Source organism: Niveispirillum sp. GW835-FHT14G11, from assembly GCF_058793615.1.
Window position 1 is genome coordinate 264,334 of sequence record NZ_JBXAFZ010000010.1, and the last position, 12,730, is coordinate 277,063.

General features: G+C 66.8%; 8 protein-coding genes. 5 read left to right on the forward strand and 3 right to left on the reverse strand.

Going from position 1 to position 12,730, the window contains the following annotated elements:
* Nucleotides 1-87: 87 nt before the first annotated feature.
* The 3 genes from pgmB to AC1Q7F_RS19610 all read left to right on the forward strand — a co-directional run bounded on the left by pgmB (nucleotide 88) and on the right by AC1Q7F_RS19610 (nucleotide 7,001).
* Nucleotides 88-3,090, forward strand: coding sequence for a beta-phosphoglucomutase (gene pgmB, locus AC1Q7F_RS19600; RefSeq protein WP_492509948.1), 3,003 nt, complete (start codon nucleotides 88-90; stop codon nucleotides 3,088-3,090).
* A gap of 96 nt (nucleotides 3,091-3,186) precedes the next feature.
* A complete protein-coding gene (locus tag AC1Q7F_RS19605; RefSeq protein WP_492509950.1) occupies nucleotides 3,187-5,631 on the forward strand; it encodes a TonB-dependent siderophore receptor in 2,445 nt (814 codons plus the stop codon).
* 152 nt (nucleotides 5,632-5,783) lie between these two features.
* Nucleotides 5,784-7,001, forward strand: a complete 1,218-nt coding sequence (locus tag AC1Q7F_RS19610) for an MFS transporter (RefSeq protein ID WP_492509952.1) — start codon at nucleotides 5,784-5,786, stop codon at nucleotides 6,999-7,001.
* Nucleotides 7,002-7,035: 34 nt separating this feature from the next.
* Here AC1Q7F_RS19610 and AC1Q7F_RS19615 read toward each other — a convergent pair whose 3' ends face one another.
* From AC1Q7F_RS19615 to AC1Q7F_RS19625, 3 genes are read right to left on the reverse strand one after another with little or no spacing between them, the layout of a single operon-like run.
* Nucleotides 7,036-7,548 (reverse strand): HutD/Ves family protein, encoded by a 513-nt coding sequence (locus AC1Q7F_RS19615; protein ID WP_492509954.1) that lies wholly within the window; start codon nucleotides 7,546-7,548, stop codon nucleotides 7,036-7,038.
* Nucleotides 7,545-8,279 (reverse strand): histidine utilization transcriptional repressor HutC, encoded by a 735-nt coding sequence (hutC, locus tag AC1Q7F_RS19620; protein ID WP_492509956.1) that lies wholly within the window; start codon nucleotides 8,277-8,279, stop codon nucleotides 7,545-7,547. The genes AC1Q7F_RS19615 and hutC overlap by 4 nt, the downstream gene beginning before the upstream one ends.
* Nucleotides 8,276-9,628, reverse strand: a complete 1,353-nt coding sequence (locus AC1Q7F_RS19625; protein WP_492509958.1) for a formimidoylglutamate deiminase — start codon at nucleotides 9,626-9,628, stop codon at nucleotides 8,276-8,278. Before AC1Q7F_RS19625 ends, hutC begins: the two co-directional genes overlap by 4 nt.
* A gap of 318 nt (nucleotides 9,629-9,946) precedes the next feature.
* Here AC1Q7F_RS19625 and hutI point away from each other — a divergent pair, with 318 nt between their 5' ends.
* The gene (gene hutI / locus AC1Q7F_RS19630) at nucleotides 9,947-11,155 is read left to right on the forward strand and encodes an imidazolonepropionase (RefSeq protein WP_492509960.1); all 1,209 of its coding nucleotides are present in this window, start codon (nucleotides 9,947-9,949) and stop codon (nucleotides 11,153-11,155) included.
* On the forward strand, nucleotides 11,152-12,684 hold the full coding sequence (gene hutH / locus AC1Q7F_RS19635; protein ID WP_492509962.1) for a histidine ammonia-lyase: 1,533 nt from the start codon (nucleotides 11,152-11,154) through the stop codon (nucleotides 12,682-12,684). The genes hutI and hutH overlap by 4 nt, the downstream gene beginning before the upstream one ends.
* The last annotated feature ends 46 nt before the right edge of the window (nucleotides 12,685-12,730 follow it).

Genomic DNA, 12,730 nt, shown 5'->3' on the forward strand with positions numbered 1-12,730 from the left:
ATCTTGACATCGATATCATTGATGGTAGGTTGAAATCCAACCACCGCATCCTGGCGGGGGAGCAAGCGTATTTCGGGGAGGTTTGCCGTGGCGGAGAGAGCATCTCACGTCCGCGCAGGGGATGTGCGTGCCGATGCCGGGGATGGCTGGACCATCCGCGTGACGGGTTTCGATCCGGCCAATGCGGCGCGCGACGAAAGCCTGTTCGCGCTGGCCAACGGCGCCTTGGGCGTGCGCGGCGGCATCGACGGGGTCGACAGTTCCAGCGATGGTGCCTTCCTGGCCGGTTTCTTCGAACAGGCGCCGATCCATTACCATGAGAAATTCACCGGTTTCGCCTTCACCACCGACACCCGCGTGCCGGTGGCCGATGCCAAGCATGTGCGCATCGTGCTGGATGGTGAGACCGTCGATCTGGCCAAGGACCCGACCGCCACCCTGGTGCGCGAACTGGATCTGGCCACGGGGCGTTTCCGTACGGCACTGCGCTTCAAGGCGGCCAATGGCGGCACGGTTGAAATTGCCACCGAACGGCTGGTCAACCTCAACCGGCCGGGCCTGCTGGCCCTGAAACTGACCCTGCGGTCCATCGACTATACCGGCCCCGCCACCTTGATCTCCGACCTGCGCTGGGGCCGCCGGGCGGAAGGTCAGGGCGATGATCCGCGCATCGGCGTTTCACTGGGCAGCGGCGGGGTGGACAGCCACCCGGTGACCCATGACGGTGTCCCCACCGCCCTGCGCCAGACGGCCCGCCTGTCCCGCCGCACCGCCCTGCTGCGCCAGGACCATGTCCCCGGCAGGGGCCTGACGGCCGAAGCCCCCTTCCTGACGCTCGACAGCATCAGCCAGCCCTTCCATGCCGACTTGACGCCCGGCGACGACGTCACCCTGGTCAAGTTCGCCGCCTATGCCTGGGCCGATACGGACGGGGACGAAGCGCATCTGTTCGCCGATGCCGGCGCCACGCTGGCCGCCGCCACGGCCGATGGCTGGGACGTCATCGCCAAGGAACAGGCCGACGATCTGGCCCGGTTCTGGGCCGACGCCGATGTGGTGATCGATGGCGATGCCGGCCTGCAGCAGGCCATCCGCTTCAACCTGTTCCACCTGTACCAGTCCACGGGCCGCGACGGCGCCACCTCCATCGCCGCCAAGGGCCTGACGGGGGAAGGGTATGAGGGCCATTATTTCTGGGACACGGAAACCTTCATCCTGCCCGTCCTGGCCTTCACCGCCCCGCAGCTGGCGCGGCGCATGCTGGAATATCGCATCGGCCGCCTGGACCGGGCCCGCGCCCATGCGCGCGGCATGGGGCATAGCGCCGGCGCCCTGTTCCCCTGGCGCACCATCGCCGGCGACGAATGTTCCGCCCATTATCCCAGCGGGTCGGCCCAGTATCATATCAATGCCGACATCGCCTTCGCCGCGCGCCTGTATGAGGAAGCGACGGGCGACAGCACCTTCCTTTACGCACATGCCGCCGAGATGCTGTTCGAAACGGCCCGCATCTGGCCGCAGGTCGGGCATTTCAACGCCCGCAAGGGCGGTGCCTTCACCATTCATGAGGTGACGGGGCCGGATGAATACACCGCCCTGGTGAACAATAATTTCTACACCAACGCCATGGCCGCCGCCCATCTGGCCCACGCCGCCAACCTCTATCGCCGCATGGGCAGCGACGCGCCCGACGCCCTGGCCGCGCTGACCGCCCGCATCGGCCTGTCGGATGACGAGGTCGCCCTGTGGCAGCGGGCGGCCGACGCCATGTACCTGCCCACCGACCCCGATCTGGGCGTCAGCCCGCAGGATGATGATTTCCTGGCCAAGCCGGTCTGGCCCTTCGCCACCACGCCGGCCGACAAATATCCCCTGCTGCTGCACTATCACCCGCTGGCGATCTATCGCCATCAGGTGTGCAAGCAGGCCGATGTGGTGCTGGCCATGCTGCTGGCCGGCGACAAGTTCGGCACCGACCTGAAACGCCGTAACTTCGATTATTACGAAGCCGTAACAGTCCATGACAGTACCCTGTCGCCCAGCACCTATGGCATCCTGGCGGCGGAGCTTGGTGACAGCGCCAAGGCCATTCGTTACTTTACCGAAACGGCCCGGATCGATCTGGACGATCTGCATGGCAATGCCAGCCATGGCGTGCATATGGCGGCCATGGCCGGAAGCTGGCTGGGCATCGCCTGGGGCTTCGGCGGCCTGCGCTGGCAGGGTGGTGTCGCCCGCCTCAAACCGGTGCTGCCGCCCGGCTGGACCGGCTACAGCTTCGGCATCAATTGGCAGGGGCGCCGCCTGCGCGTTGCCGTGGATGCCGCCGGCACCACCTATCGCCTGCTGGCGGGCGACGCCCTGACCATCCACCATCATGGCGCGCCCGTCACCCTGACGCCGGGCATCGACACCACCATCGCCAGCGGGCCCTTCCCCGCCCCGATCAAGGCCATCATCTTCGACCTGGATGGCGTGCTGACCGACACGGCGGAGGGCCATTACCAGGCCTGGCAGCGTCTGGCGGACGAACTGGGCGTGCCCTTCGACCGCGACAAGAACGAGGCGCTGAAGGGCATCGACCGCATGGGCAGCCTGGAACGCATCCTGGCCGGCTCTGCCGTCACCCTGACCGACGCGGAGAAGGCGGAAGCGGCGAGCCGTAAGAACGGCTATTACCAGGACCTGATCGCCCGCTTCTCTCCCGACGATCTGTTCGAGGGCGTCCGCGACCTGCTGCTGGCGGCGAAGGCCGCCGGGCTGAAGCTGGGCGTGGCGTCGGCCAGCCGCAACGCGCCCACCCTGCTGACGCGCCTGGGCATCATCGACCTGTTCGACCATGTCGCCGATGCAGGCGCCATCCCCAATCCCAAGCCCGCGCCGGACATCTTCCTGTCCGTCGCCAAGGCCCTGGATGTCCCCGCGCCCGCGTGCCTGGGCGTGGAGGACAGCATGGCCGGGATCACCGCCATCAAGGCGGCCGGCATGCCGGCCGTCGGCATCGGCGATCCCGGCATCCTGACAGAGGCCGATGCGGTCATCGGTCACATACGCCAGTTCCGGCTGGACCAGTTCGTCCGCCCGGCCTGACAATCGGGCGGCATGTGTCAAGGCCGCCCGGCAATCCCCATACCGCCACACCCATCAACAAGAAGCATCCGGATGATGCTCATACGGGAGGTCCTCATGACCAAGTTCGACAAGAAGCTGCTGACCGGTGCCGCGTTGGCGGCCTTGCTGCTGCCCGCCGCCGGTGCGGCCCAGGCCCAGGAAGCCAAGACCAGCGACGGCGAAAGCGTGATGCTGGAAGAGATCATCGTGACGGGCGTGGCCCGCTCCGACGGTCTGAAGAAGCTGGATGCCAGCTTCTCCATCACCACCGCCACGGCCGAACAGATCGCCGAGCAGCAGCCCAGCAGCACGGCCGACCTCCTGAAGATCGTCCCCGGCGTCTGGGTGGAAAGCACCAGCGGCACCGCCGGCGCCAACATCTCCGTGCGCGGCTTCCCGGCCGATGGCGACGCGCCCTTCATCACCGTGCAGTTGGACGGGTCGGCCATCTTCCCGCCGCCCACCCTTTCCTTCCTGGAAAACTCCTCCCTGTTCCGCCTGGACGACACGGTGGAGCGGGTGGAGGTGCTGCGCGGTGGCCCGTCGCCGATCTTCTCCAACGGCCAGCCGGGTGCCACCATCAATTTCATCCAGCGCAAGGGCAAGGAAGACCCGGAGGGCAGCGTCAAGCTGACCGTGGGGGATGAGGGCCTGTACCGTTTCGACACCTATTACCAGGGCCAGCTGGACAAGGATCTGCTGTTCTCGGTCGGCGGCTTCTACCGCACGTCGGACGGCATCCGCGACACCCAGTATCCCGCCGATCGCGGCGGCCAGGTCAGCGGCAACATCACCAAGGTGCTGGAGAACGGCGAGATCACGGTCTATAGCCGCTATACCAAGGACAAGAACGCCTTCTACACCGCCATGCCGCTGGTCAATGACAATGGCAAGATCAAGGAATTCCCCGGCTTCGATGCCGGCACCGGCACGCTGCTGGGCAATGATCTGCGCAATGTCGTGCTGGAAGTGGCGCCGGGCCAAAGCATCCGCCAGGACTTCGCCGATGGCCGCGGTGTGGACGCCGCCATCGTCGGCGCCACCATGGACCTGGAATTCGGCGACTGGTCCTTCTCCAACAAGATGAACTATACCAGCGGTGATGCGAACACCCGCGGCCTGTTCACGGGTGCGAACCCGCAGACCCTGGGCAGCTTCATCAACGACACCATCGCGTCGGCCAACGCCAACGCCGCCGTGCGCGCCGCCGCCGGCCGGGCCGCCACGGCCGGCACCGCCAGCTTCGCCAACGGTTCCGGTGCCATCACCGACCTCAACACCCAGGTCATCGTCGCCGGCCTGTGGTCGGTGGACAAGCAGATCGAAAGCTTCACCGACGATCTGCGCCTCAGCCGCGAGGTGTTCGAGGGCAACACCATCACCATCGGCGCCTATTTCGCCGATTATTCGTCCAAGGATGTCTGGTACCTGGGCAATAACGCCCTGATGACCGCCACGCCCAATGCCAAGCTGGTCAATGTCGCCCTGAACAACGGTGTCCAGGCCACCCGCGCCGGCTTCGTCGGCTCGCCCTTCTTCGCGGTGAATGCCAGCTATAACGGCCAGAACCTGGCCGGCTTCATCGCCGATGAATGGGAACTGACCGAAGATCTGCGCGTCGATGTCGGCGGCCGCGTCGAACAGCAGAAGGTCAACGCGACCCTGGAAAACGTGTCCGGCGGCGTGGACCTGGATGGCAACCCGCTGACGCTCGCCAACAACAATACCTCGGTCCTGAACGGCACCTTCCGCACGCTCTCCTACAAGAACACCGAGACGTCGTGGACGGCGGGCGTGAACTATTACCTGACGCCGGACATGTCGGTATTCGGGCGCCTGAACAGCGGCTTCAAGTTCCCGCAGTTCGACAATCTGCGCGACGGCCAGAGCCAGATGCAGAAGATCGACCAGCAGGAAGTGGGTCTGAAGACCCGCACCGCCGATTACGCGGCCTATGTCACCTTCTTCCGCAACACCTTCGACGGCCTGCCCTTCCAGCAGTTCATCATCAATCCCGACGGCACCCAGACCCAGATCAACCGCATCGGCGACAGCAAGGCCTATGGTGTGGAATTCGAACTGCTGGTCACGCCGCTGGAAAACCTGGACCTGGCGTTGCGCGGCAACTGGCAGAAGGGCGAGTACAAGGATCTGGGCACCAACAGCGGCAACCAGGTGCAGCGCCAGCCCAAGATCCAGTTCAGCGTCTCGCCGTCTTATGACTTCCCCACCGATTGGGGCAAGCTGCGGGTCTTCGCCAGCTACAATTATATCGGCAAGCGCTTCGCCGATGTGGAGAACGCCCAGCGCCTGCCGTCCTACAACACCATCGATGCCGGCATCTCCGCCACCATCGGCGAGGATGTGACGGTGCAGCTGTCGGGCACCAACCTGACGGACGAGCTGGGCCTGACCGAAGGCAATACCCGCATCATCGGCGGCGCCAATTCCAACGGCGTCTTCCTGGGCCGCCCGATCTTCGGGCGCAATGTGAAGCTGTCGGTGGCGACGACGTTCTGATGAAGGGCCGGCGCGGGGGAAATTCACGCGCCAGCCTTTCTATTCGCCTTCCCGGCGAAGGCCGGGAAGGCGAAAATTAGAAGAACTTAGGCCTCCCTTTGACAATCCCCCGCAAAACCAACAAGAAACCCTAGAGGGAAGGAACAGACAATATGCGGAACGGGCGGGCGATCCTGGCGGTGGCGTTGACCTATATCGTCTTCGCGATGCTGCTGAATTCCGTGGGCACGGTCATCCTGCAATCGATCCAGAGCTTCGGCGTGACCAAGCTGGAGGCGGGACGGCTGGAGGCCTACAAGGACCTGCCCATCGCCATCACCAGCTTCATCATTGCCTCCTTCCTGCCGCGTGTGGGCTATCGCCGGGCGATGATCATCGTGCTGGTACTGGAAGGGGTGGCGGCGGCCCTGATGCCGGTCCTGTCTTCCTTCTGGGCCATGAAGCTGATGTTCTTCTGCGTTGGTGTGGGTTTTGCCGGGGCCAAGGTCGCCGTCTATTCCTCCATCGGCCTCCTGACCCGCGACAAACAGGGCCATGCCAGCCTGACCAACCTGATCGAGGGTCTGTTCATGGTCGGCGTACTGGGCGGCTATTGGCTGTTCAGCCTGTTCGTCGATCCCGCCAACCCGGCCGACCCCTCCTGGCTGAACGTCTATTGGCTGCTCTCGGTCCTGTCGCTGGCCGCCGCCACCCTGTGGGCCCTCACCCCGCTGGACGAAACCGGCGCCCATGCGCCCGACGCCAAGCCCGGCATCCGCCAGATGGCGCGGCTGGCCGTCACCCCCATTGCCGTTGTGTTTTTGGCCTCAGCCTTCCTCTATGTCCTGATCGAACAGGCCATCGGCACCTGGCTGCCCACCTTCAATGCCGAAGTGCTGCACCTGCCCGCCGCCATGTCGATCCAGGCCACCAGCATCTTCGCCGCCTGCATCGCCCTGGGGCGCTTAGGCGCCGGTGCCGCACTCTCGCGCATCGGCTGGTTCCCGTTCCTGGCCGCATGTCTGGTGGCGATGACCGCCCTGGTGCTGCTGACCCTGCCCCTGGCATCGGGGGTACAGCCGATGGCAGAGGCCAACTGGTTCGCGGCCCCCGTGGCGGCCTTCATGCTGCCGCTGATCGGCCTGTTCATGGCGCCGATCTATCCGGTGATCAATTCGGTGATCCTGTCGGCCCTTCCCCGCCACGACCATGCCGCGATGACCGGCCTGATCGTGGTGTTCTCGGCCCTGGGCGGCACTTTCGGGTCGTTTGTCACCGGCTTCCTGTTCGACCGGCTGGGCGGGCAGACCGCCTTCTACATGGCCCTGATCCCCATGGCCGCCATCGCCGTCACCCTGTTCCTGCTGAACCGCCGCACCGCCCGGGCGTAGGGCTTTCCGCTTCCGCTGGAATGACGGGTCGCCCCTAAACCGCCCAAACCCGAACCAGCAACCCTGGCCCCGTCACCGTCACCTCCCCCTCTGGCAACAGCCACGCATCCCAGCGCGTCAGGCCGGCCACCCCATCCGCCAGCGCCAGCAGCATCCGCACGCCCGGCGCGGCCGGCAGAAGACGCGGCCCCGTCACCCGCTGCACGGCATGCGCGAACCGCCCCCGCCGCGTCATGACGTTCAGATCGTGGATCGGCCCGTCCGTCACCGTGGCCATCACCGGCATCCCGCCATCGAATGCAAACGGCGCGCTCTGCGGCGTCAGCACCACCCCGTTCAGCGCCATCGCCCCGCCCGACAGGATGGTCAGCGTCCGGTCGATACCGGGAAAGGCGGAGAACGGGCCATCCCCCTCCACCCGCGCGATGGACACCCGCCAGTCGAAATCCGCCAGCCCGGCGCCTTCGGGAAACACCGCGACATTGGCCGTCTCCCCGCCGCCATTCTTCCAGGGGCTGGCCACCCGGTCCGCCGCCCGCAGGATCACGACGCCCCCGTGAACCGGGCCACCAGATCGAATCCGGCACCCGGAAATACCTGCCGCACATGGGTGATGGGCTGGTCGCCACGCCAGGTGCGGCGGTCCAGCACCAGGCACGCCGTGCCCTCCGCCACGCCCAGCGCACCGGCCAGCCGGCCGGCGGGCATGGCCATGATCCGGTGCTCCGCCTCCGTCCAGGGCACATGCGCCAGCAGCCAGGACCCTGGCGCCACCATGGTGAAGTCGGCCGTCGCCGCCTCGGGCACGGCTTTCAGGCTGATCAACCGTTCCTCCACCGCGAACGGCACCCCATCGGCCAGGTGCCGGCAGGTCAGCGCCAGCACCTTGGCGCCTCTGGGCGGCTTCATCCGATCGGCATCGACCGATGGGCCCGGCAGCACGTCGCGCGCCAGCAGTTCCAGGCGATAGGCCTGGCCCCGACCCGTCACCTCGGCCTGGATATCGGGAATGGCCAGGGCGGCCATATGGATCTGCGGGCGCGTGACAAAGGTCCCGGCCCGCTTGCGCCGCTCCAGCAGCCCCGCCTCCACCAGCCCCGACAGCGCCTTGTTCACCGTCATGCGGGCGCAGCCATATTGCGCCATCAGCTCATGTTCGAACGGGATGCGGTCACCGGGGCGCAACTCACCCGACAGGATCGCGCCCTCGATATCGGCGCGGATGCGGGCATGCAGGGGCCCCAGGGGGGGAGGAGTGACGGTCTCGGCCAGACTCATGACAGGATGGTTCCCAGGGCCAGGCGGTACCGCGCGGCGACGGCGTCGCGCACGACATGGCGGCCCCCGCTTACCACGCGCCGCCCCCGGCGCCAAACCCCGTCCACCATGCGCTGGCCCGCGAAGATATAGGCATCCAGCAGCGCATCGCCGCGCCGGACCGCCAGGCTGGGTTGCGTGGCGTCCAGCGTCACGAAATCCGCCGAGGCGCCCGCCATCAGCCCCGCCGTCCGGCCCAGCGCCCGCGCGCCGCCGGCCAGGGCACCGTCGAACAGCACCCGGCCCGTGGACGGCGTATCGCGGCGGCCCAGCACATTGCGGGCGCGATGCGCCAGACGCTGGGCGTATTCCATGCTGCGCAATTCCTCCGCCGCATCGATCAGGACATTGCTGTCCGATCCGATGCCGAACAGGCCGCCCGCCGCCTGGAAATCGCGGCCATTGAAGATGCCGTCGCCCAGATTGGCCTCGGTGATCGGGCACAGGCCGGCCACCGCCCCGCTGGCCGCCAGCCGGGCCGTTTCCGCCGCGTCCATGTGCGTGGCATGCACCAAGCACCATTGCGGACCGACATCGGCATGGGCGAACAGCCAGGAAACCGGCCGCTGGCCGGACCAGGCATGGCAATCGGCCACTTCCTTGATCTGTTCGGCGATATGGATATGGATGGGGGCTCCCTCTGCCAGCGCCGTCACCTGACCCAGGCCGGCCGGGTTCACGGCGCGCAAACTATGCGGGGCCACGCCCACCAGCCCGTCGGGCAGGGCCGCCACGGCCGACCGCGAGCGCTCCAGCAGGCGGGCGAACCCGTCCAGGCTGTTGACGAAACGCTTCTGCCCCGCTGTCGGGGCCTGCGCGCCGAAGCCACCATACTGGTACAGCACCGGCAGCAGGGTCAGGCCGATGCCCGTCTCCGCCGCCGCCGCGGCCAGCCGCACGCCCATTTCGGCGGGATTGTCATAGGAACGGCCGTCAATGTCGTGGTGGATATAATGGAATTCGCCGACGCGGGTGAAACCACCCTCCAGCATTTCCACGAACGCCATGGCGGCAATGGCCTGCATCTCGTCCGGGCCGATGCGGTGGGCGAAGCGGTACATCACCTCCCGCCAGGTCCAGAAACTGTCATCGCCCGGCCCCCGCACCTCCGCCAGCCCGGCCATACCGCGCTGAAAAGCGTGGCTGTGCAGGTTGGGCAGGCCGGCCAGGGCAATGGCGTGGCGTTCATCGGTGGGCTCCGCCGCACAGTCGGGCGTCACGGCGGTGATGACGCCATCGGCGACCACCACCCGCACCCCATCCGCCCAACCACCCGGCAGCAGCGCCTGCTGGAACCAGAACCCGGCCATCACCTGTACCCCCAGATTTTCATGCTTCCTTCATATATTAATGTATAGACATAATATATGTATAGACATAAATAGAGGGGGAGAGGCGCGCCAGACGCCGATATCAACGGCTCAGCGGGGAAAAGGGTTCGGACATGCGGCATGGTTTTTCCGGGCACCTCCCCCATCCGGCCCTTCTCCGTCATCCCGGCGAAAGCCGGGACCCAGGGGCCAAGCGCCCGACCTGTCGGCGGCGTCGAATGGCGCGAAACCGATCGTTTCTCCCGTGGCCCCTGGGTCCCGGCTTCCGCCGGGATGACGGCAAGGGAGGTCCCGCAAATGCAGGCTGACCATCTCTGGACCAACGCGCGGCTGGCCACGATGCGGGCCGACATGCCCGGCCTGGGCGTGATTGAGGATGGCATTGTTGCAGTGCAGCATGACCGAATCCTCTATGCCGGCGCCCGCAGCGACGCGCCCACCATCCAGGCCGCGCAGGCCACCGATCTCCAAGGCCGCTGGATCACGCCGGGCCTGATCGACTGCCACACCCACCTGATCCATGCCGGCGACCGCGCGCATGAGTTCGAACTGCGGTTGAAGGGTGCCACCTATGAGGAGATCGCGCGGGCCGGCGGCGGCATCGTCTCCACCATGCGCCAGACCCGCGCCGCCACGGGGGAGTCTCTGGTCTGCCAGGCCCTGCCGCGCCTGGACGCGCTGCTGGCCGAAGGCGTGACGACGGTGGAGATCAAGTCCGGCTATGGCCTGACCCTGAATGACGAGGTGAAGATGCTGCGCGCCGCCCGCGCGCTGTCCGACCACCGCCCCGTCACTATCGTCACCACCTTCCTGGGCGCCCATGCCGTGCCCCCGGAATATGCCGAGGATCACGACGCCTATATCGACCTCGTGTGCCGGGTGATGATCCCGCATGTAGCACGGCATGGGCTTGCCGACGCCGTGGACGGGTTCTGTGAGGGCATCGGCTTTTCCCTGGCCCAGGTCCGCCGCGTCTTCCATGCCGCCAAGGCCCATGGCTTGGCCCTCAAGCTGCACGCCGAGCAATTGTCCAACCTGCAGGGAGCCGCACTCGCCGCCCAGTGCGGGGCACTGTCGGCCGACCATCTGGAGCATGTGGACGAGGGCGCGGTGCGCGCCATGGCCCAAGCGGGGACGGTGGCCGTGATGCTGCCCGGCGCCTATTATTTCACGCGCGACACGCATGTGCCGCCCATCGACCTGTTCCGCATCCATGGCGTGCGCATGGCGGTGGCCACCGACAATAATCCCGGTACCGCCCCGCTGACCTCCCTGCTGCTGTCGCTGAACATGGCCGCCACCTTGTTCCGGATGAGCGTGGATGAATGCCTGCTGGGCGCCACCCGCCACGCCGCCAAGGCCCTGGGCCGCCTGTCCGACATCGGTACGCTGGAGGCGGGCAAGCAGGCCGACCTTGCCATCTGGGATATCGAACGTCCCGCCGAACTTGTCTACCGCATGGGGTTCAACCCCCTGCATGCCCGCATCCACAGGGGAATCCAATGACCGTCACGCTGCGTCCCGGTGCCGTCAGCCTGTCCGAATGGCGCCAGATCTATCAGGGTGCCGGGATCAGGCTGGACCCCGCCTGCCGCCCGGCGGTGGAACGCAGCGCCACCACCATCGCCCGCATCATCGCCAAGGGCGACCCGGTCTATGGGGTCAATACCGGCTTCGGCAAGCTGGCCTCGGTGCGCATCGCCACCGGCGATCTTGAATTGCTGCAACGCAACATCGTCCTGTCCCATGCCGCCGGCGTGGGCGATCCGATGCCTAGCCGCGTGCTGCGCCTGATGATGGCGCTCAAGCTGTCCAGCCTGGGTGTGGGGGCCTCCGGCGTGCGGCCCGAGACCCTGGACCTGCTGGAAGCCATGCTGACCCATGACATCCTGCCCGTCGTCCCCGCCCAGGGCTCCGTCGGTGCCTCGGGCGACCTCGCCCCGCTGTCGCACATGGCCGCCGCGATGATCGGCCATGGCGAGGTGGTCGCCAACGGCATCCGCCAGCCGGCATCCCAGGCGCTGTCCGCCGCCGGCCTGTCGCCCCTGACCCTGGGGCCAAAGGAAGGGCTGGCGCTGTTGAACGGCACGCAGTTCTCCACATCCTACGCTCTCGCCGGCCTGTTCGAGGCCGAACGTCTGCACGGCTCCGCCCTGGCCACCGGTGCCCTGTCAACCGAGGCCGCCAAGGGTTCAGACACGCCTTTCGACCCGCGCATCCACCTGCTGCGCGGTCACAAGGGCCAGATCGCGGTGGCCGACACGCTGCGCCAATTGATGGACGGCTCCGCCATCCGCGCCTCGCACCGTGAAGACGATTTGCGTGTCCAGGACCCCTATTGCCTGCGCTGCCAGCCGCAGGTGATGGGCGCCGCGCTCGACCTGCTGCGCCAGGCGGGCCAGACGCTGCTGACCGAGGCCAACGCCGTCTCCGACAATCCGCTGGTATTTGCCGAGGATGACAGCGTGCTGTCCGGCGGTAATTTCCACGCCGAGCCGGTGGCGTTTGCCGCCGACATGATCGCCATGGCGGTGTGTGAGATCGGCAGCCTGTCCGAACGCCGCATCGCCATGCTGGTCGATCCGGCTTTGTCCGGCCTGCCCGCCTTCCTGACCCCCAAGCCCGGCCTGAATTCCGGCTTCATGATCCCCCAGGTCACCGCCGCCGCCCTGATGTCGGAGAACAAGCAGCGCGCCTATCCCGCCAGCGTCGACAGCATCCCCACCTCGGCCAATCAGGAAGACCATGTCTCCATGGCCGCCCATGGCGCCCGCCGGCTGATGGCCATGGTGGAAAATGCCGACGGCGTCATCGCCATTGAATATCTGGCGGCCGCGCAAGGCTGCGACTTCCATGCGCCCTTGACCAGCAGCAAGGTGCTGGAGGGGGTGCGCGCCACCCTGCGCAACGTGGTGCCGTCGCTGACCGATGACCGCTATTTCCACGCCGACATCCAGGCCGCCTTGACCTTGGTCCGCACCGGTGCCCTGCTGTCTGCCGTGGCGGCGGGTGGTGTGGACCTGCCAGGGATGTAACAATAATCTTTCGCCTTCCCGGCCTTCGTCGGGAAGGCGGAGAAAC

Excerpts from the sequence above, each read along its gene's own strand:
- AC1Q7F_RS19605 (WP_492509950.1), top strand. The coding sequence starts at position 3,187 with ATGACCAAGTTCGACAAGAAGCTGCTGACCGGTGCCGCGTTGGCGGCC.
- AC1Q7F_RS19610 (WP_492509952.1), top strand. The coding sequence starts at position 5,784 with ATGCGGAACGGGCGGGCGATCCTGGCGGTGGCGTTGACCTATATCGTC.
- hutC (WP_492509956.1), bottom strand. The coding sequence starts at position 8,279 with ATGAGTCTGGCCGAGACCGTCACTCCTCCCCCCCTGGGGCCCCTGCAT.
- AC1Q7F_RS19625 (WP_492509958.1), bottom strand. The coding sequence starts at position 9,628 with ATGGCCGGGTTCTGGTTCCAGCAGGCGCTGCTGCCGGGTGGTTGGGCG.
- hutI (WP_492509960.1), top strand. The coding sequence starts at position 9,947 with ATGCAGGCTGACCATCTCTGGACCAACGCGCGGCTGGCCACGATGCGG.
- hutH (WP_492509962.1), top strand. The coding sequence starts at position 11,152 with ATGACCGTCACGCTGCGTCCCGGTGCCGTCAGCCTGTCCGAATGGCGC.